Below are 25,411 nucleotides of genomic sequence, written 5' to 3'. Positions count from 1 at the left end.
TAATTCATCTGGGCGGGGCGGTCTGGAACAGCGTGGGCGATGGGCGTGGAACGTCAGGGGCCTGCCTTTGCGCGTAGGACCCGGCGTTCAGGAGAACGCCCAGGACAAAAAGTGCCAATGCAAGGTAGAGGAAGACCGCCAGACAGCCCGTGGGCTTGCTGCGGGTTCTCATGTTCCTGCGGGACATGGCCGGTGCAGGTACGGTATTCTGCCGCGACCGCCAGGTGTCCAGGGCAACCGCAGGACCCGCACCAAGTCCCAGGTCCGCGGGTCCGGCGTTCCAGACCCTCGTCGTGAGCAGGGGCGGGCTGTTCTTTCCGGAAAGGAGGCCGAGCAGGTAGCTGTGAACGACCTGCACCGTGGCCGGGTCGAGTTCATTCGGCAGCGCCTCCACGGCGCGGCCCAAAGTGGCGAGGCCTTGGATTCGCACCCCGGTCGCGGACTGCCCGTCCATGTCCGGCTGGTCCACCATGCACAGCCAGGCCTGAACTAACCGGCGGTGCTGAGGTTCGAGCAGTGCGGCCACGGCGGCGGCCTGATCGGCTACGGCGGAAATCTCCCGCTCCCTGGAATATCCGTTCTGGCGGAGAACCCCGTTCCGCAGTTGGACGTCCCCAGACCAGCTCTTGGCGTCGATCACAATGATGCCGCCGGGTCCAACGAGGATGTGATCCAGGTTGGCCTTTGGCCGGCCGGGCCAGTGGACGTCGTGCAGGGCGAGCCATCCCTTCGAACTCAGCTCGTCCAGCACCTGCCCGACGCGGGCTTCCCCCTCGGCGCCTTTGGCCCAGGCCCTCTCCCTCCGCTCGGCCTGTTCCAGCTGCTGCCTGAGCTTTGCCACCCGCTCGGCCGCCAGCCGTGCCTGCTCGGCTGCTCCTTCGCCTGCCAAATCTGAATCCCCCAGTTCGCACGGTTCCCGCAGTGCCGCGGGCCACACAGCAACTGTAAACGAAGTGCATGAGGCCTATCACATCGTTCCCTAGGGAAAGCTTCAGCACCGACCCCTCAAGGGTCAGCGAAGACTCAGAGCGCCGGGACGGGGAAGAAGACGCGGGGGTCCTGCAGCAGCGCCGGGTAGTCGAACTCTGACCGGTCGATGATGTCGGTGACCTTGAAATTGCGTCCAAAGCGGCCGTCGTCGAGCGTGATGGGACGGCCCAGAACCATTCCGACGGCGAACTTGCTGCCGCCGTCGAACGGTACGGCCACCGGCGACTTGCCGGGCAGAGTTGAGAAGGCTGCCTCCTGGCGCTGCCGCTTGCGGGACGGTTTCTTGACCAGCGGCCTGGCCGGGGCCTTTTTCGCCGCCTTGGACGGCCGGCGCGAAGTTTCCTCCGCGTAGACGAACTGGTAATCGTCGTCGGAATCGCCGGCGCCCCCGGAACCAGACACGGTACCAGCCCCAGAACCGGCACCGGCGCCCGCACCGCCCGGGGCGCCAGCAGCGGAAGCCCGGCCCACAGCCGGCAGCCCAACCTTGTCCAGCTGTTCGGGGTCGCCGTGGCCAACGTGCTCGCGCAGAATCCAGAGAACGTCACCCTCGGGGTCCTCCGGCAGGAACTCGTGACGGGGCTCCGGCCAGACGTACTCCAGCCCATGCTCCGTCCCGGGGAAGACCTCTTCGTAGAAGTGCGGGTCCTTGCGGATCAGGTTGGAGCGGTGGCTGAGGTGGAACTCGGGGTCCCCGAGCCACGGCGGAAGCAGGATCTTGGCGGCGTAGTCCGGATGCGCAGCCTGCGGAGCGAACTCGCGGATATTGTCCCGTGTGGTGTCGGCGAAGCCGCGCTTGGTCCATTCGTCCACCATGGCGAGGCCGTACATGGTGAGTGCAGGGACGTGCCCCATCCACATTCGGATGGCGGGGTGTGACTGCCATCCGTATTCCGGGATGACCAGCGCGCGGAGTGTCTGCAGTGCTTCGACGCGCTGCTTGCCCAGCCGGGGTGTGTCCAGCGCGGCCGCGCTTTGCCGGAAATCGGGATAGGGGAGGAAGGTTTGCATCCCTTCAGTCTGCCGTCCCTGACGCGATGTGCCAATTGAAGTGCCGCGCGGCACAGACAGCAGCCAAAATGGACATCCGGCTGCTCACAATGTGGACGCCTGGATGCGGAAGGTTGATTAATCCACTAAGATATCCGAAACCTCAACAGCGTCCGGAAGCAAATTCATGACTCTTACCTCTCCCGCGCCCCTGTCGTCCGTCCCTGCAGAGGCGAATTCACACCTTTCACAGGAGCCTCAGCTGTTCGTCCCAAAGTACGGTCAGATGCTGGGCGCCGACGCGAACGGAATCCTCATTCTCGACGAGTTTACGCTGGACCCGGCTGCTGCGCGCAAGGACCAGCACCGCTTCCGCACCGCGCTTGCTTCCGTTGCACTGACCCTGCGCCGGCTCGTCGCCCTGCGCGTTTTCATCGCAGTGGTGGCCGTCGCCAACCTGCCGCTGTTCCTGATGTCTACCGGTTGGTGGATCTACGCCGTTTCGTTGGCCCTGGTCATCGGCGTCCACGCTGCCGTGAACTGGCTGAACAAGCATGAGCCGCGCGTCAAGCAGCGCCATGCGCTCGAACTGCACCTGCACCGCGAACGCAGCGACAACTACCGCAAGATGCGCGATGCCGTGAAGTTCGTCATCGACAGCCCCGCCCGTGTCAACGAGCACCTCTACCTCGAGCTGCTGCACGCCAAGCGGGTTGCCCTGCACATCGCCTCCGGCACCGTTGCCCTCCTGGACACCAGCGACGACGCCGCCTGGAAAGTGCGCATCGTCCGGGAGCTTCCTGCCGCGGCGTAGCCGTTTACCGGCGGCTCCGGCCGTCACGCTGTAGAGAATAAAAGTACGACGCCGGGCGTCCCCACTTAAGGGGGCGCCCGGCGTCGTCGTATTCGAAGGGACGCGACAAGAAAGCAGGCGCAGCGACGGCAGCTTCAGCGAAGCCGGGCACAACCCCCAGACACAGCGACGCCGGGCGGCCCCGTAAGGGACGGCCCGGCGTCGAGCTTTAGCCGCTAAGCGGCCTGATCAGCCAGATTAGGCCGGCAGCTGCAGAACCTGTCCGACGAACACGAGGTTCGGGTCGCTGATGGTGTCAGCGTTGGCGTCGGCAAGGTGCTGCCAGCCGCCGTGGATGCCGAGCTTGTCGGCGATCTTGCTCAGGGTGTCGCCCTCCTGGACCGTGTAGGTCTCGCCGCTTACGTTGATGGCGGCAGCGTGACGGGCCTGGACCGGTGCTTCGGCCACGGGAGCCTGGGCGACGGGCGCGGTCTGGACCGGAGCCTGGACGGGCGCGGCCTGTACTGTCGAGCTCTGCGGCTGGATCTGCGGTGCAGGAGCGCCACCGCCACCGGTCAGGCCGAGCTTGGCCGAGCAGGCGGGCCATGCGTTCCAGCCCTGGGTTGCCTGTACCTTTTCGGCCACGGCGATCTGCTGGGCGCGGGAAGCGTCCTGCGGCGCACCGGTTCCGCCGAAAGCAGCCCAGGTCTGCGGGGTGAACTGCAGGCCGCCGGAGAAGCCGTTGCCCGTGTTGATGGCCCAGTTGCCGCCGCTCTCGCACTGTGCGAGGGCGTCCCAGGTGGAGGCGCTCGTAGTGGTGGGCGTTGCGGCGTTGGCCGCGGTGGCGGAGAGGGCCAGGGATGCGGCGGAAACGGCGGCCAGGGTCACTCCACGGCGCGCGGCAGTGCTGATGGTGGATTTCTTCATTTTGGGATGCTCCTGAGGCCACCCGCGCTCGGTCCGTCCCCGGACGTTGTCGCGCTACTGCCCGCCCCTGACGAACTAGAGGTCATTTCGGTGTCCGCCGGCCGGGCAGTAAATGGTGGAGGCGGCACCGGGCATTCATGGGCCCGCGTCGCGCGCGGGCATGTGTCCCACCCTAAACGGGTCGCGCTCCGTTATCAAATCGAGATGTTTGGGTTCGATCCAGGGTTTAGTTCCGTCCCCCGAGCGCGGATGCCAAATAACGGGCAGTCCGGCTGTCGGGTGAACCGGCCACGTCGGCGGGCGTTCCGGAGGCCACGATCCTGCCGCCGGCGTCTCCGCCGGCCGGCCCGAGGTCGATCACCCAGTCTGCTTCTGCCACCACGTCCATCTCGTGCTCCACCACAACCACTGAATTCCCGGCGTCGACGAGGCGCTGCAGCTGCGCCATGAGGAGCCGGACGTCGGACGGATGTAGCCCGGTGGTGGGCTCGTCCAGCAGGTACAGCGTGTGGCCGCGGCGTGCCCGCTGCAGTTCGGTGGCGAGTTTGATGCGTTGGGCCTCGCCGCCGGACAGTTCGGTGGCGGGCTGTCCGAGCCGCAGATAGCCCAGCCCTACTTCCCGCAGCGTCTGCAGGCTGCGCGCCGCCGGGGCAATGTCCTGCAGGAATTCGGCGGCGGCGTCCACGGTCATGCCCAGGATCTCGGCCACGTTCTTGCCGCGGTAGGTGACTTCCAGCGTTTCGGGGTTATAGCGCGACCCGTCGCATTCCGGACAGGGGCCGTAGCTGCCCGGCAGGAACAGCAGTTCGACGGCGACGAATCCCTCGCCCTGGCAGGTCTCGCACCGCCCGCCAGCCACATTGAAGGAGAAGCGACCGGCCCCGTAGCCCCGTGCGCGGGCTTCGTCCGTGGCCGCGAATTCCTTGCGTACGGCATCGAAGAGCCCGGTGTAGGTGGCCAGGTTGGACCGGGGCGTTCGGCCGATCGGTTTCTGGTCCACGGTCACCAGCCGGTCCACGTGGTGCAGGCCGGTCACGTTTCCAACACTCAGCGGCGTGCCGGGGTCGCCGCCGTTCATGGGCTGGTCGTCGTCGGTGCCAAGGGACCCCGCGGAATCTGTGCCCGCGCCTCCGTGCAGTTCAGATCCGACCACCCCGGCCAGGACGTGGCTGACCAGCGTCGACTTGCCCGAACCGGAGACGCCAGTGACCGCCGTCAGCACCTGCAGCGGGAACGAAGCATCGAGGCCGCGGAGGTTGTGGCGCGTGATGTCCTTCAGTTCCAGCCAGCCGGCAGGCTCCCGACGGCGGCTGGTCTGGTCCCTGCTGTCAGGCCCGCTGTTGTCAGGCCCGCCGCCGCCCGGTTCACTACCGGGCCGTTCAGTACCACCCGGCGAAGCGCCGCCAGCGGCGTCGTCCGGAACGAGGAACGGGCGGGTGACGGAGGCCTCGACGTCGGCGAGGCCGGCCACGGGGCCGCTGTAGAGCACTTCGCCGCCGGCCTCTCCTGCCCTTGGCCCCACGTCGACGAGCCAGTCGGCGCGGCGCACAATGTCCATGTTGTGCTCCACCACGAAGACCGAGTTGCCCGACGACTTGAGCTGTTCCAGCACCGCCAGGAGGGGCTCGGCGTCGGCGGGGTGCAGCCCGGCGGACGGCTCGTCCAGCACATAGACCACGCCGAACAGACCGGAGCGCAGCTGGGTGGCGATCCGGAGGCGCTGCATCTCGCCCGGCGAGAGGGTCGGCGTCGACCTGCCGAGCGCAAGGTAGCCGAGCCCCAGGTCCAGCAGGACTGTGATCCGCTGGAGGAGGTCGCGCGTGATGGCGACGGCCACCTCGTTGCGTTCACCGGCGGACTCCTTGCCGGGATTCAGCTTCCGCGAGGCGGTGCCGACGTCCTTCAGCTCGGTGGTCGGGCGGATGATGTCCGCCAGCTCGGCCATCGGAATTGCGTTGAGTTCGGCGATGGTCCTGCCCGCGAATGTCACGGCCAGGGCCTCGGGGGTGAGTCCGCTGCCGCTGCACCGGCGGCAGTGGCCGGTTTCCATGAAGCGGAGTACCCGTTCGCGCATCGTGCTGCTCTTGGAGTCTGAAAGCGTGTGGAGCACATGGCTCTTGGCGCTCCAGAACCTGCCCTTGTACGGCTTCTCCACCCGGTCCCGCTGGGGCGTGATCTCGACGACGGGCTGCTCGTCGGTGAAGAGGATCCAGTCGCGGTCTTTCCGGGGCAGGTCCTGCCACGGGGTGTCGACGTCGTAGCCCAGGTGGATGAGGATGTCGCGTAAATTCTTGCCCTGCCATGCCGTGGGCCAGGCCGCGATGGCTCCCTCCCGGATGCTCAGGGACGGGTCGGGGACCATCGAGGCTTCAGTCACGGTGTGTGCCACGCCGAGGCCGTGGCATTCGGGGCATGCGCCGGCTGCGGTATTGGGTGAGAACGCGTCCGAATCCAGCGGGCTGGCCCCGGCCGGGTAGCTGCCGGCGCGCGAGAAGAGCATGCGGAGCGAGTTGGACAGTGTGGTCACCGTCCCCACCGTGGAACGGCTGCTCGGTGTGCCGCGGCGCTGTTGAAGTGCGACGGCGGGCGGCAGCCCCGTGATCATCTCCACCTTGGGATTGTGGCCCTGCTGGATGAGGCGGCGGGCATAGGGGGCCACGGACTCGAAGTACCGGCGCTGGGCCTCCGCGTAGATCGTCCCGAACGCCAGCGACGACTTGCCCGAGCCCGAGACGCCCGTGAACGCAACGATGGCGTCGCGCGGGACGGCCACGTCCACACTGCGAAGGTTGTTCTCCCGGGCACCGCGCACCCGGACGAAGCCGTCAACAGAATGGTCGGCTCCCGGGCCACTGTCCAGGGACCAGTCCAGATCGGCCAACGGGTCAGCATACTCTTCAGTCCGCATCTGATCGACTCTAGCGGTTGGGCCCGGTCCGGGGACTATTCTGTCGGGGTGAACACTTACGACGGCGCCGCCGAATCCACTGATTCCACTGTCCTCTCGGCCGGAACTGCGCCTTCACCTGGAACGGCGCGAACTACAGAAACTGCGCCGGTGACAGAATCAGCGCCATCGGACGAAGCGGAGGTGACGGCGCCCCCGTTCCCGTCTCCCTTGGCTGAGCTGCATTTGCATATCGAAGGGACGCTGGAGCCCGAGCTGATTTTCGCGCTCGCGGAGCGCAACGGGATCGAGCTGCCCTACGCGAACCTCGACGAGCTGCGCAGCCGGTACGAGTTCACGGACCTGCAGTCCTTCTTGGATCTCTATTACGCCAACATGGCGGTCCTCCGGACGGAGCAGGACTTCGCGGACATGACCCGGTCCTACCTGTCGCGGGCCGCGGCGGCCGGGGTGCGGCACGCGGAAATCATGATGGATCCGCAGGCCCATCTCTCGCGCGGTGTCTCCCTGGAGACCTGCGTGAACGGCGTGGCCTCGGTCCTCGCCACCTCCAAGGAGGAGTTCGGCATTTCCACCCTGCTGATTGCCGCCTTCCTCCGGGACCTCTCCGAAGACTCCGCCCTCGAGGTCCTGGACGGGCTGCTCGCGATGAACGCACCGATCGCCGGCATCGGCCTGGACTCAGCGGAGGTGGGGAACCCGCCGTCGAAGTTCACCCGGCTGTTTGCCCGGGCGGGCGAAGCAGGCCTGCGGAAGATTGCCCACGCAGGGGAGGAGGGCCCGCCGTCGTACATTGTGGAGGCGCTGGATGTGCTGGGAGTGGAGCGCATCGACCACGGGATCAGGTGCATGGAAGACCCGGACCTTGTGGAGCGGCTGGTCACCGACCGTGTGCCGTTGACGGTCTGTCCGCTGTCGAACGTCAGGCTCCGCGCCGTGGACACGCTGGCGGTCCACCCACTGCCGGCCATGCTGGCGGCCGGGCTCAACGTCAGCGTGAACTCGGATGACCCGGCCTACTTCGGCGGCTACGTCGACAACAACTTCGAACAGCTCGAGTCGGTCCTGGGGCTGTCCGAATTCGACAGGGTCAGGCTCGCCGCGAACTCCATCAGGTCCTCGTTCGCCAGTGAGGAACGGAAGCAGGAACTCCTGGACGAACTGTCCAGCTAAGGCTCGCTCCAGCTAAGGCTTAATCCAGCTAAGGCTCAGCCGGGCCGCAGCCTTCTTGCTCCACTTTTCCGGGGCTGGGCCGCCGCCGGACCCGGGTCATCCGCTCGGTCACGCGGTTTTCCCGGGTCCGGCGGCGGCGCTGCTATCCGAAAGCGGTGCAGAAAATGTCCGCGGCCCGCGGCCGGTCGCTACGGGGTCGGGCTGCCGCCGTTGACGTTCAGCGTTTCGCCCACCACGAAGCTGGACTCCGCCGAGGCCAGAAACACGTACGCCGGGGCGAGCTCGGCAGGCTGTCCGGCGCGGCCCAGGGGGGTGTCCTTGCCGAACTCTGGCAGGGCTTCCTTCGGCTGGCCGCTGCTGACCTGCAGGGGTGTCCAGATGGGGCCGGGAGCAACGGCGTTCACCCGGATGCCCTTCGGCGCCAGCTGCTGTGCCAGTCCCTTCGTGAAGTTGTTGATGCTGGCCTTCGTGGTGGCATAGTCCAGCAGCGTCGGCGACGGGTTGTATGCCTGGATGGACGTGGTGTTGATGATCGTGGAGCCGGCCGGAAGATGCGGCACCGCGGCCTTGGTGAGCCAGAACATGGCGTACACGTTGGTCTTCTGCGTGTGGTCGAACTGCTCGTCGGTGATCTGGCCGATGTCCTCCTGGGCCACCTGCTTGCCGGCGTTGTTCACCAGGATGTCCAGGCCGCCCAGTTCCTGCAGCGCGGCGTCTACCAGCTTCTGGCAGGTCGCGGCGTCCTTGAGGTCGCCGGGCATCTTCACAGCTTTTCTGCCGGCCTTCTCAATGAGATTGGCGATCCTGGCGGCGTCCTCTTCCTCCTCGGGGAGGTAGGAAAGCACCACGTCGGCCCCTTCCCGGGCGAAGGCTATCGCCGTCGCTGCACCGATGCCGGAGTCTGCGCCCGTGACGATGGCTTTCCTGCCATCAAGGCGGCCGGTGCCGCGGTAAGTGTCCTCGCCCAGGTCGGCCTTGGGGTCAAGCTTCGCGTCCAGGCCGGGCTCGGGCTGGTGCTGCTTGGGCGGCTCGATGTGCTCGTAAGCGGTGACGGGGTTCTTGAAGGTGTACTGGTCGGTCATGGTTCTGCTCCGGGGTGGTGTTGAACGCGGACAGGAACATCGGGCTCGACTCGGTGCCTGATGTTCAAGGGCAATGCTAAGCATGCTTACCGTCTACCCTAGCCAGACGACGGCGGTGCCGCCAGTGGTGCCTTGTGGCCATTGCGAAAGGGTGACCGGGAAGCCCTTCCGCCGACCGCATCAGCTGATTAGGCTGGCAGTCCCGGCCCCCTCGAATGGTTGGGGCGGCGGTTGTTAGGGCGGCGGTCCCAGGCTGCGGCTCCCATGAGCGTGCACCGGCAAACCAAGGAGTGAAGGCGATGGATAACCAGGACATTCTGCAGCGCATCCAGGCGCTGGTTGACGAAGAGCATCAACTCCGTGAGCCGGCGGCGGCAGGTTCCGCCGGCGGCTCGGGGGATGCCGGCGCGGGCGGCGCTGCGGGTGATCAGGACCGTCTTGCCCGCCTGGCGCAGGTTGAGGCCGCCTTGGACCAATGCTGGGATCTGCTGCGGCAGCGCCGGGCGAAGGCGAAGGCCGGCGAGGATCCCAATGAGGCGGATGCCCGTCCACCGAGCGAAGTGGAAGGTTATGCGCAGTAGCCTGGTCAGCAGCGCCGAAGGGCGGCCGCGGACGGCTGCCCTTCAACGTTGCTGAGGCGTCTGCCTGTGCCTGCAGCTGGCTACTGCCCGGTGTCAATTACTGCCGGCGTCAGTTACTGCTACTGCTCCTGGCCGCTGTGCAGGCCGTCGTCGCTGCTGTCCGCGGCGGCCGTGTCCCGGGTGTCGTCGGAAAGGTCCATGCTGCCGCGGGCCTCTTCCATGGTGGGGCCGCCGGACGGAACGCTGTAGCGCTCCGGGCGGATACCGTGCGACTGCTCCTCGATAAGTGCCTGCTCCTCGCTGAAGCGGATGGCGTTGGCGTCATCACCCGCGTCGCCGGGAACGTCGTCACGGAGCTTCGAAGGGTCCGGAACGATAAAGCCGTCTGGGTTGCTGCTGTGGTCACTCACTGAATTCATCCCTTCCGTTTGGTGCTTCGCTCTATATGGTAAGCCTACTTTCTATTCCCGCCGCCGGGAAATGGCATGCTCGCCCGGATGGGGGAAGCGGGCCTGGGCGCGCGGGCCGGGAAGGGCGTCGCGGGCCTGCCACAAGCGAGATCTGTGGCTCAGTTCGGGTGTAATCTCCGTCATAGTCGGTCACGACACACAATGTTTACCTACTAAAGTCGCCAGATTCGCCCAGCGCTTGGCAAACTACTGTGGGAACAATCGCTCTGTAAGGGGAACCATGCGCAAGACTGCCGCTGAAAACACCAACATCCGCCTTAAGGCCGTGCTGGACGTTCTGTCAGAGGGGGTGTTGTCGGGTGAGTCGCAGAACGCTGGCGCCGTGCTGGCTGAAGCCCTCGTCCGGGTTCCGCTGAACGCCTACGAGGCTGAACTCCTCAGTGGCGGCATTCCCCGTGGCCACAAGTCGCTGACCACCGCCACGGCCAAGCTGGTCAAGGCCGGCTGGCTGGTCAAGGGACGCTCCGGCTGGACCATCACCGAGGACGGGCAGCGCGCTACCGTCGCCTTCCCGGACGCCGCCAGCTTCTCGGCAGCGCTCGACGCCGGTACTCCGGTCCCTGCCGATACGCCCCTTCCGGTGGCCGCACCCGCCAAGCCCGCTGCCGAGAAGGCGCCGGCGAAGGTCGCAGCCACAAAGGCAGAGAAGGCTCCGTCCAAGGTCGCCAAGGTTGCGGACAAGGCCGCCAAGCTGATCGAAGGCGCAGTGGCTCCCGTGGCCAAGGCTGTGCAGCACAAGGCCGAGGCTGACGCCGAAGCGCAGGCACCCGCCGTCGAAAACTCCCTGGAAACCGTCGACCAGCCCGCGGCCGTGGCTGTGGCCGGCGACTTCAACACCCTGCTGGGAGCCCCGGAGAACTGGGCGCCGCAGTACGACGAAGCACAGATGAAGCTGGACACGCTGGACCAGCTCTGGAAGCTCTCGGCGGAAATCCCGGCCGGTTACTACAACTTCAAGATCGCCCTCAACCGCTCCTGGGATGAGAACTACGGTGCGTTCGGCGCCTTCGACGGTGCCAACCACGAGTTGCACCACGTCGGCGGCCAGCTCACCATCCGCTACGACCACCGGACCCGGGACATCACCGTCAACTGATTCCCTCCGGCTCGAAGCCCCGCTGCAGCTGACGCTGCAGCGGGGCTTTTTGCGTTCACGGGGCCTGGGCTCCCTAGCCGTGGGCGGAGAGCGTCTTTTCGCGGTCCTCGAATGCCTGCTCGCCGGGTCCGGTAAAGGCGCGGGATCGTTGCACGGCCTCTATGGAGCCGGTGAAGAGCTGGGAATCGTGCGGGTCGGATGGCTGGCGGTGATGGGCTTCCAGCTGGGGCTGAGGCCGCTGCGGCGAAGCCTGGGGCTGTGCCGAGCCGACGGTCTCCCAGCGCAGATGCGGCAGCGCCTGCGGGTGTTCCTGCTGCAGGAAGCGGACCAGCTCCTCGCGGATGAGGCACCGCAGATCGAAGAGCGAGGCGCTGTCCGCAGCACTGACGAGGATCCGGACCCGGACAAAGCCGCTGGTGGCATCGGTGACCTGGAGGATGCCCACACGCTCGTCCCACAGGTCGGTGCCGGCCAGGAGGGTCTTTAGCTCCGCTCGCATGGCCTCGACCGGGGCGCGCCAGTCGAGATCGAACTCGACAGTGCCCATGACATCTGACCGCCGCCGCGTCCAGTTCTCGAACGGCGTCGTGGTGAAGTACGTCGACGGCAGGATCAGGCGGCGGTCATCCCAGATGTGGACCACTACGTAGGTCAGCGTGATTTCTTCAATCCGGCCCCATTCCTTGTTCACCACCACCACGTCGTCCACCCGGATAGCGTCGGTGAAGGCGAGCTGGACTCCGGCGAAGACGTTGACGAGCGAGGACTGCACGGCGAGGCCTGCCACGATGGAGAGCAGTCCGGCGGAGGCCAGTATGCCGGCACCAAGTGCGCGCACATCCGGGAAGGTGAGCAGGGCGATGCCAAGTGCGAGGATCACAACAAGCGCCACGCCCACGCGCCGGGCAAGGAGCACCTGCGTGCGCAGCCGGCGGGCGCGGCGGTTGTCCGCAACATCCACGCTGTAGTGGGTGAGCATGAGTGATTCAATGATCAGCAGCACTGCCACCACCAGCCAGGCTGCGGCCGCGATCAGCGCGATCAGCAGCACTTGGTCCACCGTTCGGCGCCATGGCGCGTCCTCCGTGGTGAGGGCCAGGGCGACTCTGACGCCGATCAGGCACAGCGTGAGCCGCAGCGGAACTTTGGCCCGGCGCGAGGAATCGTGCAGCGCGGTGAGCCGGCGGTTGAGCCGCAGGACGGCGCGCCGGAGCAGCCAGGAGAGGACCAGTCCGGCGGCCAGGGCCACTGCGATTGCGAGGAAAGGCATTGCTTGGTCTAGAAGGTCTGGCATGTATCAACCACTACCAACCTTTTTCGTTTGAGTGGAAATTTGCACTCCACCGGCTTTGCTGCCTATTCGGCGGTGCCGGGCCCTTGCGGTCCGGTTCGTTATCGACCACAACACTTTGGATTCAGTAGTCTCCGATCACTTTCCCGGCCAAGGGATGGAAGCCCAGAATGGGGAGCACGTTCGCAACTCAAGGAGGAGCCTTGCGCCATTCAGGGATTTTGTCCGGGGCCGCCGTTTTGGCTGCTGTCGTTGCACTCGCCGGCTGCGGGGCGCCTGCTTCGCCGGGCGGCGGAGGGTCTGCGGCACCGGAAACATCAGCATCCTCGGATGCTGCAACGGCCAGCGGAACTGCAACGGCCAGCGGAACGGCAACGGCGACTGACAGCCCGGCGTCGGCCACCGCCACGGCGTCCGCCACGTTGCCTGAGGGCTGGAAGACGTTTACGACGTCGGACGGCACGCTGGCGTTTGATCTTCCGTCCGAGTGGATCATCAAGGACCCTGCCGGAGAGACGCCGCAGGGCGGCGGCGTGTTCGTGGAGGTGCGCACCCCCGCAGGCAAGTCGATGGCCACGCTGCGTACCAACATGGTGACGGGCGCGGAATGCACCAAGAAGCAGCCCTATGCCATGTATGAATCGGAGCCGCTCCCGGCGCTGAAGCATTCTGGGAGCACGCCGAGGTTCACGTTCGAATCGCGGCAGGACGACACCGTCACCGATCCCGCCAAGATGACGCTGCTGGCCTACGGCATCACCTCGGCGCCCGAACCAACCGGTCCCACGGCCTGCCCGATAGCCCATTTCTTCGGCTGGCCGCCCAGCGGCGCAATGTTCGGCGGCGTCTACGACCCCTTTGACACGACCCCGGGGAACCCGCCGCACATCGACACGCCCCAGGCCTACATGGAGACCCCCGAATACAAGAACATCCGCGGCATGATCACCTCCCTCCGCCCTGCCGGATAACTGCTCTGCCGGATAAGTGGCGGGCCGGATAAGTGCCCTGCCGGGTCCCGCTGGCCGAGCCTGTCGGGACCCTGCCGGCCGGGGCTACATTGGTTCCATGACTGACTCGAAGGCAGCCGACCCGGACAGCGTCCGCCTCACCGCACGGGTTACCGGAATGGTCCAGGGAGTGGGGTTCCGGTACTGGACTGCTCGCAAGGCCGACGAGCTGGGGCTGACCGGTTCAGTCAGGAACGACGACGACGGTTCGGTCGCCGTCGTCGCCGAGGGCCCCCAGCCGGACATCGTGGAGTTCCGGCGGTGGCTGGGCTCACCCCAGGCTCCGGGCAGGGTGGCGCACGTCGACGAGAAGGTTTCGCCGGCCGAAGGCGGATTCCGGAGCTTCCAAGTGGTCAGCTGAGTTCCTGAAGGCTGGGTTCAACCAGCCGGTTCAGCCCGGGCTGAGTCCCAGGAACGCCCCGAGTTCCTCAAGCGCGAACGGCCGTGACGGCATGTAGTTCGTTAGCTCGGGGGAGCGGACGATCACGGCCCGCCACTGGCCACGGGACACCGCCACGTTGATGCGGTTGCGGTTGAGCAGGAACTCGGCTCCGCGCGGTGCCTCAGCAATCGCCGAGCACGCCATGGACACCAGCACCACGGGCGCCTCCTGGCCCTGGAACTTGTCCACCGTTCCCACCCGCACATCCGCCAGGCCCTCGTGGTCCAGGGCGTGCCGGATGGCCTGCACCTGGGCGTTGTATGCGGCCACCACCAGGATGTCCCTGGCTTCCAGCCGCCGGACCGGCTCGTCCTTTCCCGGCGTCCACTTGAGCCCGATGTGCTCGCGTGCCAGTCCGACGACCGCTGCCGCCTCCTCCGCTGAACCTGTGGTGTTGCCTGCATGCTGGACGAGGACGGTTTCCACGCCGGGCGGCACGCCGTCGAGATGGCGCCGGGATGCCGCCGGTGCGGATTCCAGCCGGCCGTCGTAGCTGAGGACCGAGACCTTGCGGCACAGCTCCGGATGCATCCGCCAGGAATCGGCGAGGAAGTAGCCGAGCTCGGCGGGCATCGTGGCATGCCCGGCGGACAGCCATCCGAGCGCGGACTCGTCAACGGGCTCCGGATGGGAGCCCTGGGTGACCTGGGGAAGCTGCTGCGGGTCTCCGAGCAGCAGCAGCCGCTGGGCCGACCGGGCCACGGCCAGGGTGTTGGCCAGCGAGTATTGGCCGGCCTCGTCAATGACCAGCAGGTCCAGCGCCCCCGCAGGCACGTGCCTGCCGGTCATGGTCCAGGCCGTTCCGCCCACCAGGCAGCCGCCGTCGGTCTCCAGGAGCCGGGCGATGTCCTCGTCGGCCACGCACGTCCACGGCACATCGTGCGGCTGTGAAAGTCTCTTGGCCACCAAGGCGCGGTCCACCCCCGCCTTTTCGATGGCCGTGCAGAGCATGTTTTCGACGACGGCGTGCGACTGGGCGACCACGCCCACCTTCCAGCCGGCCTGCACGAGCCGGGCTATGACGTGGGAGCCGACGAACGTCTTCCCGGTACCCGGAGGTCCCTGCACCGCGAGGTACGAGCGGTCCAGGTGCTGTAGTGCCGAGGTTATGGCCGACACGTAGTCGGCGTTGCCGTTGGCGTCGGTGCCCACTGCGGGCAGGCCCTGGACGCCGGCCAGCCGGGGTGCCGACCGGCGGAGGATGTCCACGCCGGCATGCTTGGGAAGCTCGGGCAGGGATGAACCGACGAGCTGTGCGAGTTCCGCCAGCGCCGCCTCGATGCTGACGGTGGGAATGGGGCGGTCGTCCGTCAGCGCCATGGGCAGCTGGAAGTACGGCGGTACCTTTCCCGTGGACTTCTCTGTGATGGTGATGACAGTCCGGCCAGGCTGCTGGGGATGGTCCTCGACGGCCTCCACCAGCGTCCCGAAGATGCCGTCGCGGGAGGGCGGCGTGCCGGCCGCGCCGGGCGCTGCAGCGGTGCCTGCCGGCTGACCTGCAGCGCGGCGCGGGGTCCGCCCGCCGTCGACCTCGCCGAGCCCGTCGGGCAGCGGGTCCTCGAACATCCGGAACCAGGTGGAGCCGGGCTTGAACTCCGAGCCTTCGCTCATGATGCCCGTGAGCCGCAGGGTGCGGGACTCCGTCCGGGCCCGGGAGGTGGGCGGCGCCCAGTCCGAGACCACCTCGGCGGCTTCGACGATGAACACGTTCCGCTGGTCCCGCCACCTGTCGACCTCGGCATCGAGGCGGTCGAAGTGCTCCCACCAGAACTGCTTGCGCTCCCGGCGGTGATAGCCGGTGGCCGCGGCGACCATGGCCACTGCCTGCTCGTCGGGCGTCAGCTCGCGGTGGTCAGGAATGGCGTCCAGGAAGGCGCGCAGGGCTTCTTCCTCCGGCGACGGTTCCCCGTCCGGAACAGCGTCCGACGGCGTTGGGGAACCGTCCGCCGTCGCCGCTCCGGAGGCTGTCCCCGCAGCCGCCGCCACCGCCGCGCCGGGTGCCGTCCCGGCGCTGACCCGCTCAGGAGTGGCAGGCGCATTACCGCGCAACTCCAGCAGCCAGTCCCGAAGGCGGAGCGTGGAGAGGCAGTCGTATTGGTTGTAATCGGAAATTGAGGCCAGGGTGGCAGCTGCCTCCGCCTGCGTTTCCGGGCCGGCGTCGCGCGCCTCGCAGTAGGCGGCGTAGGCCACGACGGAAGCGCCGGCATCCTTGACGTCACCGGACCGCAGGTGGTCACCCATGTACAGGGGCTCGAGTTTCTTGATGGAGTACGAGGCCTCGGAAATCCGGAGTGAGTGCCGGACCGTGGCGTAGAGGTCCACCAGGAGTCCGTCGCGCAGCCACGAGTCCACCACATCCTCGCCGGCAACGTGGTTCAGCGAAAGGTTGCGCAGGGCTGTCTTTTCGTAGGGCGCGTAATGGTAGACGTGCATGTCCGGATACCGCGCCCGGCGTTCCTCCACGTAGGCGAGGAAGTCCAGGAAGGCCTGCCGTTCGCCTGCACGCGAGTGGGCCCAGAATGGCCGGAAGACCGGGTCCTGGCCCGGCGGATCAGTGGGCAGCGGTGCCTCGATCACGCCGAAGAGGTACTCCAGGCCCCACTGTCCGGCCGGGTCCTGCCAGAGGGGGTCGCCTTCGAAGTCGAAGAAGATGTCGCCTTCACTCGGGGCAGGGATGCCGCCCAGCGCGTTGTCCGCCAGCACCTTGTACGTCACGGTGTGGGGCTGGCCGTCCTTCACGAAGGTCCGGGAGCCGTCGGGTTTCTCCAGCCCGGTCTGCATCCTGGCCTGGTCACGCAGGCGCCGGCGTGAACCTGCGGCCAGGTGCAGAGGCAGTTCGGCGAGGGCATCGATGGTGGTGATGCCGTCTGCAGCCAGCTTCTTCCGCTGGACGGACGACATGCCCGCGACCATCAGCAGGTCGCGGTGCGCGGCCACCTGCTCGGCGCAGTAATCGCACCTGCCGCAGTAAGTCACGCCGGGCTGCTGCCACGCCACAGGGGCGTCCGTGTTCCGGTGGGCCGCGGTGAGTTCACGGAAGCGAGCCCGCCGCTCGCGGTACACAGGCAGCAGATCGGCCAGCGAGTGGGAACTGCGCTCCATGTTGCCCAACACCAGGGTGACGCGCGGGGCGGGATCGAGCCCGAGCCCGATCAGCTGGTCGCCGTACGCGGCCAGCTGCAGCAGGGCGCCCACTTTGGCGTGGCGCGCCAGCTTGGTGTCCCAGACCGCGTACCGCGGGTGGGCACCCCGCTCCTGAACAGACAAGGACGGGCCTGCCGGGCCAGCCTCCTCCCGCACGGCGTCCTCAAACGCAGGGTCCTCCTTCACCAGGAAGTCCGCGTAACCCAGGAACTCGCCGTCGAAGAACGTGGCCTGGAAGACGACGTCGGCACCGGCACGGAGGACAGCGGCAGTTTCCCGGGCTTTGTCCGCGAGATCCGCCCTGCTGGTGGTTCCGCGGTCCATCGAGTAAACCCCCGTGCCGCTCGCCTCATCCCAGGCGCCGTGGGCGTCGATGAGGCTGGCAAGCACCTTGTGCTCGTGGAGGTCGCCGAGCTTGCCGGCTCGCGCCTGCATTTCGTCGGCGGGAAAATCGGCTTTGGGGGAGCGGCCCAGCTTCTCGTCGAGGATCCGGAGCGTGCGGTACTCACACTCGCTCGCAGCCACGAGATCGCTGGCGGAGAACACCAGGTCAGCAGGTGCTCCCGGCGTGGTTGGATCGAGCAGGAACATGGGGCCTCCCCATTGGCAGCCTTGCTCCGGGACGGTTCCCGGTGCGCTGATTCGAATCTAGCAAGAGGCTATGACAATCAAGCGCCGCCGGCCGGGACCTGCAGCCAATGGGGGACCCTACATGCCTGCGCGGGTCAGTGGACGGGATTCTTGCCGTTGTGGGAGTAGGTGAGGCAGTCGGCGTTGTCCGGCCCGGGGCCAACATGGACTTCCGGTGCCTGGCACATGAGGTGGTCGTTGTGGACGCATTCCGACCGCTGGCAGGCTCCGACGCCGGCGAGGACCTTCGGGAGGCCGCCGTGGATGCCGGTATCGATAAACGTGGCGCACGAGGCGTGGTCAGTGGTTCCGGCGACCGTGATGGCCTCGGCGTTGCATTCGGAGTGGTCGTTGAAGGAGCAGTTGGTGACGCTGCAATCTGCTACATGCGTGCTCATAGAATTCCTCCAAGGTTTCGGACGCCCCGGCTGGGCGACTCGCTGTTTCCCAACCTAGGCCCGCCGGGCCGGATCAAAAAGACCCAATTGTGTTGCGTAATTGCCCTAATTACTGCATTCGAAGCCCTTGAGTGCGCGCTCTCAATTTACTGCCCGGCACCCATGGACCATGTGGCCGGTCCGTTCTAGACTGGCGTCACCCTCCACCTTTTAAGGCCCGACGGCGTCGTCCGGCCTTTCAGGGGAATGCCCTGGAGGGCGCATCACAACACTCATGAATTCACCGCCGACCTTTCACGGGGAAGGGTCTGTGACGCCAGGAGGAAAGAGATGGAAGGGAACAAAGCCGTTGCCTACAAGGGACCCGGCAAGGTGGAGGTCATCGACATCGATTACCCCACTTTTGAACTTAAGGACGGGCCGGGTGTTAATCCGGCCAACGTGGGGCGCCAGGTTCCCCACGGCGCGATCATCAAGACAGTAGCCACCAACATCTGCGGGTCGGACCAGCACATGGTCCGCGGGCGGACCACGGCGCCGCCGGACCTGGTGTTGGGCCACGAAATCACCGGCGAGGTGGTGGAAGTAGGGCCCGGCGTTGAATTCATCAAGGTCGGGGACATCTGTTCCGTGCCGTTCAATATTTCCTGCGGCCGCTGCCGGAACTGCAAGGAGCGCAAGACCGGGATCTGCCTCAACGTGAACCCGGACCGGCCGGGCAGTGCCTATGGCTACGTGGACATGGGCGGCTGGGTGGGCGGCCAGGCCAACTACGTGCTGGTGCCGTACGCGGACTGGAACCTGCTCAAGTTCCCGGACAAGGACAAGGCCATGGAGAAGATCCTGGATCTTGCCATGCTCTCGGACATCTTCCCCACGGGCTTCCACGGCGCCGTGTCGGCGGGGGTCGGCGTCGGTTCCACCGTATACGTCGCAGGTGCCGGTCCTGTTGGCCTGGCAGCGGCGACAAGCGCGCATTTGCTGGGTGCCGCCGTCGTAATTGTCGGCGACATGAACAGCGACCGGCTGGCGCAGGCCCGCAGCTTCGGCTGCGAGACGGTAGACCTTACCAAGGGCGGGCCGCAGGAGCAGATTGAGCAGATCCTGGGGGTGCCCGAGGTGGACTGCGCCGTGGATGCCGTGGGCTTCGAGGCGAAGGGCCACGGCCAGGGTGCCAAGGAGGCACCGGCCACCGTGCTGAATTCGCTGATGGACATCACGGCGGCCGGCGGCGCGCTGGGTATTCCCGGGCTGTATGTGACGGGTGACCCGGGCGGCATCGACGAGGCAGCAAAGAAGGGTGCACTAAGCCTGAGCCTCGGCACGGGCTGGGCGAAGTCGCTGAGCTTCACCACGGGGCAGTGTCCGGTGATGAAGTACAACCGGCAGCTGATGATGGCCATCCTGAACGACCGCGTGAGCATCGCCAAGAACGTCAACGCCAAGCCGATTCCGCTGGAGGAGGCACCGAAGGGGTACGCCGAGTTCGACGCCGGTGCAGCCACGAAGTACGTGCTGAACCCGAACGGATACCTCAGCTGACACAGCAACGGAGCTGACACAGGGCAGCGGTGGGCCGCCTGCAGTTCCGGCCGAGCGGCCGGGGAGCAGGCGGCCCCATTGCCGTCATGGCGGAGGAGGACCAGACTCATGGAACGGCCCACCTAGCCACAGGAGGAGATCCATGAACAGCCAGCCTGATGAAACACCCCTCGAAGTGCCGGAGACCGATGCGTTTGAACAGCGCCAAGCGGCGGGCGGGGAGTCCGGGGAGGAGGAGCAGCAGCCGTTGCCTGTGGACGTTCCCGAGGCGGACGCCCTGGAGCAGCGGACTCCGCTGAGGTCCAACGGTCCGGGAGCAGTCCCCGAGCTCTCCGCCGAGGAAGCGGCTGAGGCAGACGCCATTGAGCAGGCCGCGGGTACGCCCGGCAACGACGAGGAAGACTACCCGTTCGCGGGTGAGGTGCCGGAGCAGGGCTGAGCGGCGCTCACTTGCTTCCGGCGCCTTATTTGCTTCCCGCGACCGTGCCGCCGCACTGGGCCAGGACTGTGGCCATCGCGGTGCGTTCGGCCTGGGTCACCCACAGCTTGTACTTGGCTTTGACCGAAATCTGGCGCGCCACGTAGGGGCAGCGGTAGGCCCTGCTGCCCGGCAGCCAGGTGGCGGCGTCGCCGTCGGACTTCTGCTGGTTGGCGGGGCCGGAAACGGCCAGCAGGTTCAGGGGATCGTTGGCGAACGCTGTCCGCTGCGCCTTGCTGAGCCCTTGGGCGCCCTTCTGCCATGCGTCACTGAGGGCAACGACGTGGTCGATCTGGACCGCGCTGCTGGTTTTGTTGCCGCGGGTGAAGGCGATGGTTGTGGCTGTGTAGGGATCCGCCAGGGATCCGGTCAGGACGATGCAGTCCTTCGTTCCCGGCTTGAAGGTGGTCCTTTTGAGGTCGCGGGCCAGGATGTCGTTGCGGGTGTCGCAGCCGTTGTGGTCAGTGTCTGACCAGGCCGGGCCGAATTCCTCCCGGTCGTAGCCGGTTTTCGGTGCGCGGCCCTTGACGGGCAGGGCGGCGAGGAGGTCGGCCGCTTTGGCGTACCCTGCTGTGCTGCCGGCTGACCCGCCAGGAACAGCGTCCGACGTCGGCTGCCGGGTTGCGCTGATGACCCCGCCACAGGCGGTGGTGGCCAGGATGACGGCGGCCAGGGCCCCGGCCGTGAACCAGTTCCTTCCGCGGGGTGGTGCATGGTGCAAGTCGGTTTACTCCCGTGGCGCTGGTTCTCGATTCAACGATCGACTGTACTGGCCGGCCGGATGGAGTTGGCGGTGCCACGCGGATAGCTGCCCAAAACTGATGTGCCCAAAACGCGGAGAGCCCCGCACTGCCAAATCGGCTTGCGGGGCTACTCCTAGCGGCAGGACCACCCCGGATGGGGGATACGCGGTGGGCCTGCTCCTAGCCTAGGGGAGGTTTCCTGAAAATTGGCTAGGAGTATCTGGTGAAGGTTCTCATCCTTGACTTCCCCGCCCGCCTAAACCAGTGTTGAAACCGCACTGACCAGCAGGTTTTTCCTTCAAAGGAGATGCGCCATGACTCTTCCCGCAGGCCTGACCCCCGGCATCTGGACACTCGATATGTCCCACAGTGAAATCGGCTTCAGCGTCCGGCACGCCGGAATCAGCAAGGTCCGCGGGCGGTTCCGTGAAGCAACCGGCGAAGCCCATGTGCGGGACTCCCTGGCCGACTCGTCATTGCACGCCACCGTGAACACCGCCAGCTTCGACTCCGGCGACGCCAACCGTGACGCCCACGTGAAGAACGAGGATTTCTTCGACGTCGCGAAGTTCCCCGAGATGACCTTCAAGGGCACGCACATCGATGGCGACGGCGAGGACTACACGCTGACGGGCGACCTCACCATCAAGGGCATCACCAAACCGGTTGAACTCGAGGTCGAGTTCAGCGGGGTTGCTGTCGACCCCTTCGGCGCCACCCGCGCCGGCTTCTCGGCCGAGGCCGAAATCAGCCGCAAGGAGTTCGGCCTGACCTGGAACGCCGCGCTCGAAGCAGGCGGACTCCTGGTCAGCGACAAGGTGAAGATCAACCTCGAGGCCGCACTGGTGAAGCAGGCGTAGTCCAGCCCACCGCTGAGGCCGGCGCCGATCGCGGAACACCCAACGCGAGGTCACCTTCCGCCCAATACACCGGGCCGAATTGGGCGGAAAGTGACCCCGCGTTGCTTTTCCGGCGGGGCTCTGCCGCTAAAACTCGCCGGTAGCCATGCCGGGTGGTCGGGCGTAGAGTCGGGAAAGACCGCATCAAAACCGGTCGCAGCCTGAACAGACGCACAACCAAAGGAGTTCACCATGAACTTGGGCAACATGATCAGGAATGCCGCAGGAAAACTCTCCGGACGGACCACTCACGGAACCACCGGCGGATACACACGCGGATACACGCGGGGCACCAGGCCCTACACCACCGGACGCACCCCTTCCATGGGCCGCGGCCGCACCGTTGAAGGACTCGGCGACAAGATCCGCCACTTCCTCCACAGGCACTAATTGCCATGCCCGCGTCGCCGTGACTGAATGGCACCGTGAGCGAATTGCACGGTGAAAACGTCGGTGACCGCATGGCCGGCGAACGGTCTGCCGGCGACGCAGAGGTCCATGGCGACGCACGACTATTCGAACAAGTACGAAAGGCCCTGGGCCGCGGACACCCGGTGTTTGCCGCGGCCACTGTTTCCGCAGGGGAGGCTGCCGTGGCGAGCCGCGGCGCCTCCCTTGCTGCTGACTTCGAGATCGGTTCGGTATCTAAGGGGATCACCGGGCTGCTCTATGTTGACGCTCTAAACCGGGGCGAATTACGTCCGGACACCGTGCTGGGGGAGCGGTTGCCGCTCGGCAACTGCCCGGCCGCGGCCGTCACCTTGGCCTCCCTGAGCCGGCATTCCTCCGGACTGCCGCGGCTGCCCCGTCAGTCGGGCACACTCCGGCGCACGCTTGCCCTGATGCTGCGCGGCGCCAATCCCTACGGCGAGACGCTGGCGGAACTGCTCGCCCAGGCCCGGACTGTGAGTCTCTCCGTTCCGCGCCCGCGCTACTCCAACTTCGGCTTCGAACTCCTGGGCCACGCCGTCGCCGCCGGAGCCGGCATGCGCTTCCAGGACCTTCTCCGCGAGCGGCTCGCGGTACCGCTCGGGCTGGACTCCGTTTACGCGCCCGCCGCTGCCGCTGAAGTGCGTCCGACGGCGGTCGCCGGCCGAAGCCGGTCAGGCAGAGTGATGCAGCCGTGGACCGGTGAGGCGGTTGCCCCGGCCGGCGGTATCCGAGCCTCCATCAGCGACATGGCCTGGCTGGTGCAGGCCCTGCTCCGCGGTTCAGGACAGGACGGGGCAGGGACTGAGGGCGGAGTGCCGGGCCTTTCCGTGCTGAATCCGGTGGCGAACTTCGCCGGACCGGCCGCCCGCATCGGAGCCGGCTGGATGACCCTGGAGACGAAGGGCCGCACGGTCACCTGGCACAACGGCGGCACCGGCGGTTTCCGCTCCTGGGTGGGACTGGACCGGAAGGCGGGGACCGGCGTCGTACTTTTGACGGCGACGGCGGCACCCGTGGACCGCCACGGCTTCCGGCTCCTGGCGGACCTCCCACCCGCGCCCTAACCTCGCAAGTCCGCACCGGCCCCTGCCCTCGCAAGCTCGGGCTGGGGCCCTCGCCGGAGCGGCTCCACAGCCAGGGAACCTGCGGGACGGGCCCCGGATAGTGTGGGGGTTACTTTTCGCCGGCGCGCTCGAGTGCCTGGTCGTGCTCCGCGTGGGCCTGGCGGATGAGGTTCATGAACTCCGTCTCGTTCCGGATGAGGCGCTTGTACTTCTCCGGGAGCTTCTTGAGCTCCTGCTCCTCGTGGACCAGCTTCTGGAAGATCCGCTCGCGTTCGGCAATGTCCGTCTCGTAGTTGAGGTCCACATATGTGGTGGCGTGCCGCCTGGCGCCGGAGACCATGGTCTTGGCCTTGCCCTTGGGGCTGAGCAGGGAGCCCACGATGGTGACGATGAGGACGCCGAGGATCACGCTGAGCGAGGTGCCGGTGCTGATCTCGATGACGTTGACATGTTGGCCGTCGTTGATGAACGGCAGGTTGTTTTCGTGCAGGGCGTGCAGGATCAGCTTCACACCGATGAAGCCGAGGATGGCGGCGAGGCCGTAGGAGAGGTAGATGAGCCGGTCGAGGAGTTCGTCGATGAGGAAGAACAGCTGCCGCAGGCCCATCAGCGAGAACGCCGTGGCCGTGAAGACGATGAACACGTTCTGCGTCAGGCCGAAGATGGCCGGGATGGAGTCCAGCGCGAACAGAATGTCCGTTGCGCCGATGGCCACCATTACCAGGAGCATCGGGGTGAGGACCTTCTTGCCGTCCACCACGGTGAAGAGCTTGTCGCCGTCGAAGTGCTCGGATGCCGGGAGGAACTTCTTGGCGAGCCGGACGGTGAGGGTTTCGGTTTCCTCGTCGTGGTTGTCCGGCTTGAGCAGGTTGCCTGCGGTGACCAGCAGGATCAGGCCAAAGATGTAGAACACCCAGGCGAAGCTGTTGATCAGCGCCGCACCGAGGAAGATGAACCCGGTCCGGGCGAGCAGCGAGAACACGATGCCGAACAGGAGCACCTTCTGCTGGTCCGCGCGCGGCACCTTGAAGCTGGCCATGATGATGAGGAAGACGAAGAGGTTGTCCACGGACAGCGCCTTCTCCGTCACGTAGCCGGCGAAATACTCGGTGCCCATCTTGGAGCCGCCGAAGAGCCAGACACCCAGGCCGAACGCCAGGGCCAGGCCCACGTAGAGGGCGGACCAAATTGCTGATTCCTTCAGCGACGGGGTGTGGGCCTTCCGGACGTGGAAGAAGAAATCGAACACCAGAAGCGCGGCGATTCCGGCGATCGTGAGGATCCAGACGATAAGGGGAACTTCCATGCTGCCTCTTTCCTGAAGGTCATTCGGGCGGAGCGCTTGGAATCAACCCTACAGAGCCTTCCCAACTGACTGGCAGTTGTTGCCGTTTTGAGGGTCCAAAACGGCAACTATTGCCAGTCAGTTGGGGGCCGCTGAGACGGAGGTGCCTCAGCCGTACATCAGCGAGCCTGGCGTGGTGAGCCTTTCCCCGGTCTCGAGCCACGTCTTCAGGCCGGAGAGGATCATCGGCCAGCCGCCGTAGAGCTGGTCATTGGCGCCTTCACGGAGTTGGTCGTGCGTGACGGTGAGGTGGCAGGAGTCGTCACCCACGGGCTCGATTTCCCAAGTGACCCGTGAGGTGCCCTCGGCCTTGACGTCCTCGCCCCAGAGCGCGCGCATGGTCTGCACCAGCCGCCGCGGGGGATCGACCTCGAGGTTTTCGCCCTCGCCCAGGAGGTCACCTCCGTTGGGGCGCATCTCGAACCGGGATCCCGGCGACCAGTCCGATTCAATGTTCATGCCGAACTGGTACTTGCTGCGGATGTTGCTGTCCGTGATGGCTTCCCAGAGCCGTTCCGGAGTGGTCTTGATGTAGATTTCGAAGATCTTTTCCATGGGACTTTCCAATCGGGTCTTGAGGTCGCTAAGCGCAGCGGCCCATGGTTCTGCGTATTTGCTCACCCAGCGGTCGTGGACGAGCCTGATGGGCACCGGATTGAGGAAGTGCAGTTTCTCGCGGCCGCGGCGCCTGGTCACCACGAGGCCAGCCTCTTCCAGGATCTTAAGGTGCTTCATGACGCCGAACCGGGTGATCTCGAACCGGGCCTCCAGCGCGCCGAGCGTCTGGCCGTCCTCGCGGAAGAGCGCGTCCAGCAGGTCCCTGCGGATGGGGTCGGCGAGAGCCTTGAATACGGCGTCCACACGGCCAGAATAGGTGACCATTTGGTCACATGTCAACGCCCCGAAATGGGCGCCACGTCCCCAAGTAACTCGCAATAGTTGTCGTTTTGACGCCCCAAAACGACAACTAATGCCAGTCAGTT

The 25,411-nt window shown here is 66.4% G+C and carries 23 protein-coding genes; 11 read left to right on the top strand and 12 right to left on the bottom strand.

Annotated elements, in window-relative coordinates:
• Positions 1 to 4: 4 nt before the first annotated feature.
• Positions 5 to 889, bottom strand: coding sequence for a nuclease-related domain-containing protein (locus BWQ92_RS05580; RefSeq protein ID WP_076798660.1), 885 nt, complete (start codon positions 887 to 889; stop codon positions 5 to 7).
• A 134-nt stretch (positions 890 to 1,023) separates the two neighbouring features.
• Positions 1,024 to 2,001, bottom strand: a complete 978-nt coding sequence (locus BWQ92_RS05575; protein ID WP_076798659.1) for an MSMEG_6728 family protein — start codon at positions 1,999 to 2,001, stop codon at positions 1,024 to 1,026.
• A gap of 166 nt (positions 2,002 to 2,167) precedes the next feature.
• Between BWQ92_RS05575 and BWQ92_RS05570 the strand changes: the two genes are divergently transcribed.
• Positions 2,168 to 2,794, top strand: a complete 627-nt coding sequence (locus BWQ92_RS05570; RefSeq protein ID WP_076798658.1) for a hypothetical protein — start codon at positions 2,168 to 2,170, stop codon at positions 2,792 to 2,794.
• 237 nt (positions 2,795 to 3,031) lie between these two features.
• On the opposite strand, the gene BWQ92_RS05565 is transcribed toward BWQ92_RS05570, so the two are convergent.
• Both BWQ92_RS05565 and BWQ92_RS05560 read right to left on the bottom strand, forming a co-directional pair.
• A complete protein-coding gene (locus BWQ92_RS05565) occupies positions 3,032 to 3,700 on the bottom strand; it encodes a transglycosylase family protein (RefSeq protein WP_076798657.1) in 669 nt (222 codons plus the stop codon).
• A 226-nt stretch (positions 3,701 to 3,926) separates the two neighbouring features.
• Positions 3,927 to 6,608, bottom strand: coding sequence for an excinuclease ABC subunit UvrA (locus BWQ92_RS05560; RefSeq protein ID WP_076798656.1), 2,682 nt, complete (start codon positions 6,606 to 6,608; stop codon positions 3,927 to 3,929).
• A gap of 150 nt (positions 6,609 to 6,758) precedes the next feature.
• Between BWQ92_RS05560 and BWQ92_RS05555 the strand changes: the two genes are divergently transcribed.
• Positions 6,759 to 7,781, top strand: coding sequence for an adenosine deaminase (locus BWQ92_RS05555; RefSeq protein ID WP_076798655.1), 1,023 nt, complete (start codon positions 6,759 to 6,761; stop codon positions 7,779 to 7,781).
• Between the two features lie 188 nt (positions 7,782 to 7,969).
• Here the strand turns inward: BWQ92_RS05555 and BWQ92_RS05550 are convergent, their stop codons facing one another.
• On the bottom strand, positions 7,970 to 8,863 hold the full coding sequence (locus BWQ92_RS05550) for a glucose 1-dehydrogenase (RefSeq protein WP_076798654.1): 894 nt from the start codon (positions 8,861 to 8,863) through the stop codon (positions 7,970 to 7,972).
• Positions 8,864 to 9,162: 299 nt separating this feature from the next.
• Between BWQ92_RS05550 and BWQ92_RS05545 the strand changes: the two genes are divergently transcribed.
• A complete protein-coding gene (locus BWQ92_RS05545; protein ID WP_076798653.1) occupies positions 9,163 to 9,444 on the top strand; it encodes a DUF2630 family protein in 282 nt (93 codons plus the stop codon).
• 119 nt (positions 9,445 to 9,563) lie between these two features.
• On the opposite strand, the gene BWQ92_RS05540 is transcribed toward BWQ92_RS05545, so the two are convergent.
• Positions 9,564 to 9,863 carry a hypothetical protein gene (locus tag BWQ92_RS05540; protein WP_076798652.1) on the bottom strand — a complete coding sequence of 100 codons (300 nt, stop codon included), beginning with the start codon at positions 9,861 to 9,863 and terminating at the stop codon, positions 9,564 to 9,566.
• A 271-nt stretch (positions 9,864 to 10,134) separates the two neighbouring features.
• On the opposite strand from BWQ92_RS05540, the gene BWQ92_RS05535 reads away from it, so the two are divergent.
• Positions 10,135 to 11,010 (top strand): pullulanase X25 domain-containing protein, encoded by an 876-nt coding sequence (locus BWQ92_RS05535; RefSeq protein WP_076798651.1) that lies wholly within the window; start codon positions 10,135 to 10,137, stop codon positions 11,008 to 11,010.
• A 73-nt stretch (positions 11,011 to 11,083) separates the two neighbouring features.
• Here the strand turns inward: BWQ92_RS05535 and BWQ92_RS05530 are convergent, their stop codons facing one another.
• On the bottom strand, positions 11,084 to 12,280 hold the full coding sequence (locus BWQ92_RS05530; RefSeq protein WP_076798650.1) for a mechanosensitive ion channel family protein: 1,197 nt from the start codon (positions 12,278 to 12,280) through the stop codon (positions 11,084 to 11,086).
• A 224-nt stretch (positions 12,281 to 12,504) separates the two neighbouring features.
• On the opposite strand from BWQ92_RS05530, the gene BWQ92_RS05525 reads away from it, so the two are divergent.
• Positions 12,505 to 13,272, top strand: a complete 768-nt coding sequence (locus BWQ92_RS05525; protein WP_236783115.1) for a hypothetical protein — start codon at positions 12,505 to 12,507, stop codon at positions 13,270 to 13,272.
• A gap of 97 nt (positions 13,273 to 13,369) precedes the next feature.
• The gene (locus BWQ92_RS05520) at positions 13,370 to 13,672 is read left to right on the top strand and encodes an acylphosphatase (RefSeq protein WP_076798648.1); all 303 of its coding nucleotides are present in this window, start codon (positions 13,370 to 13,372) and stop codon (positions 13,670 to 13,672) included.
• A gap of 30 nt (positions 13,673 to 13,702) precedes the next feature.
• Here the strand turns inward: BWQ92_RS05520 and BWQ92_RS05515 are convergent, their stop codons facing one another.
• Positions 13,703 to 17,488, bottom strand: a complete 3,786-nt coding sequence (locus tag BWQ92_RS05515; protein WP_076798647.1) for a TM0106 family RecB-like putative nuclease — start codon at positions 17,486 to 17,488, stop codon at positions 13,703 to 13,705.
• Positions 17,489 to 17,622: 134 nt separating this feature from the next.
• The gene (locus BWQ92_RS05510; RefSeq protein WP_076798646.1) at positions 17,623 to 17,925 is read right to left on the bottom strand and encodes a DUF1540 domain-containing protein; all 303 of its coding nucleotides are present in this window, start codon (positions 17,923 to 17,925) and stop codon (positions 17,623 to 17,625) included.
• Between the two features lie 330 nt (positions 17,926 to 18,255).
• Between BWQ92_RS05510 and fdhA the strand changes: the two genes are divergently transcribed.
• Together fdhA and BWQ92_RS05500 are read left to right on the top strand one after the other, a co-directional pair.
• The gene (gene fdhA, locus BWQ92_RS05505; protein WP_076798645.1) at positions 18,256 to 19,467 is read left to right on the top strand and encodes a formaldehyde dehydrogenase, glutathione-independent; all 1,212 of its coding nucleotides are present in this window, start codon (positions 18,256 to 18,258) and stop codon (positions 19,465 to 19,467) included.
• Between the two features lie 142 nt (positions 19,468 to 19,609).
• Positions 19,610 to 19,906: a hypothetical protein gene (locus BWQ92_RS05500; RefSeq protein ID WP_076798644.1), complete on the top strand. Its 297-nt coding sequence runs from the start codon at positions 19,610 to 19,612 to the stop codon at positions 19,904 to 19,906.
• Between the two features lie 25 nt (positions 19,907 to 19,931).
• Here the strand turns inward: BWQ92_RS05500 and BWQ92_RS05495 are convergent, their stop codons facing one another.
• Positions 19,932 to 20,666, bottom strand: a complete 735-nt coding sequence (locus BWQ92_RS05495; protein WP_076798643.1) for an HNH endonuclease family protein — start codon at positions 20,664 to 20,666, stop codon at positions 19,932 to 19,934.
• Positions 20,667 to 21,002: 336 nt separating this feature from the next.
• Here BWQ92_RS05495 and BWQ92_RS05490 point away from each other — a divergent pair, with 336 nt between their 5' ends.
• From BWQ92_RS05490 to BWQ92_RS05480, 3 genes are all read left to right on the top strand, one after another.
• Positions 21,003 to 21,548 (top strand): YceI family protein, encoded by a 546-nt coding sequence (locus BWQ92_RS05490; RefSeq protein ID WP_076798642.1) that lies wholly within the window; start codon positions 21,003 to 21,005, stop codon positions 21,546 to 21,548.
• Positions 21,549 to 21,779: 231 nt separating this feature from the next.
• Entirely contained in the window at positions 21,780 to 21,977 is a 198-nt protein-coding gene (locus BWQ92_RS05485) for a hypothetical protein (protein WP_076798641.1), read from the top strand.
• Positions 21,978 to 22,012: 35 nt separating this feature from the next.
• Positions 22,013 to 23,083 (top strand): serine hydrolase domain-containing protein, encoded by a 1,071-nt coding sequence (locus BWQ92_RS05480; protein WP_236783114.1) that lies wholly within the window; start codon positions 22,013 to 22,015, stop codon positions 23,081 to 23,083.
• Between the two features lie 109 nt (positions 23,084 to 23,192).
• Here the strand turns inward: BWQ92_RS05480 and BWQ92_RS05475 are convergent, their stop codons facing one another.
• Together BWQ92_RS05475 and BWQ92_RS05470 are read right to left on the bottom strand one after the other, a co-directional pair.
• Positions 23,193 to 24,389: a TerC family protein gene (locus BWQ92_RS05475; protein ID WP_076798640.1), complete on the bottom strand. Its 1,197-nt coding sequence runs from the start codon at positions 24,387 to 24,389 to the stop codon at positions 23,193 to 23,195.
• A gap of 147 nt (positions 24,390 to 24,536) precedes the next feature.
• Entirely contained in the window at positions 24,537 to 25,289 is a 753-nt protein-coding gene (locus BWQ92_RS05470; RefSeq protein ID WP_076803524.1) for an ArsR/SmtB family transcription factor, read from the bottom strand.
• Between the last annotated feature and the right edge of the window lie 122 nt (positions 25,290 to 25,411).

Source organism: Arthrobacter sp. QXT-31, assembly GCF_001969265.1.
Taxonomy (GTDB): domain Bacteria; phylum Actinomycetota; class Actinomycetes; order Actinomycetales; family Micrococcaceae; genus Arthrobacter.
Note: the sequence above shows the minus strand (reverse complement) of the source record. Positions and strands in the feature narration are given on the sequence as shown.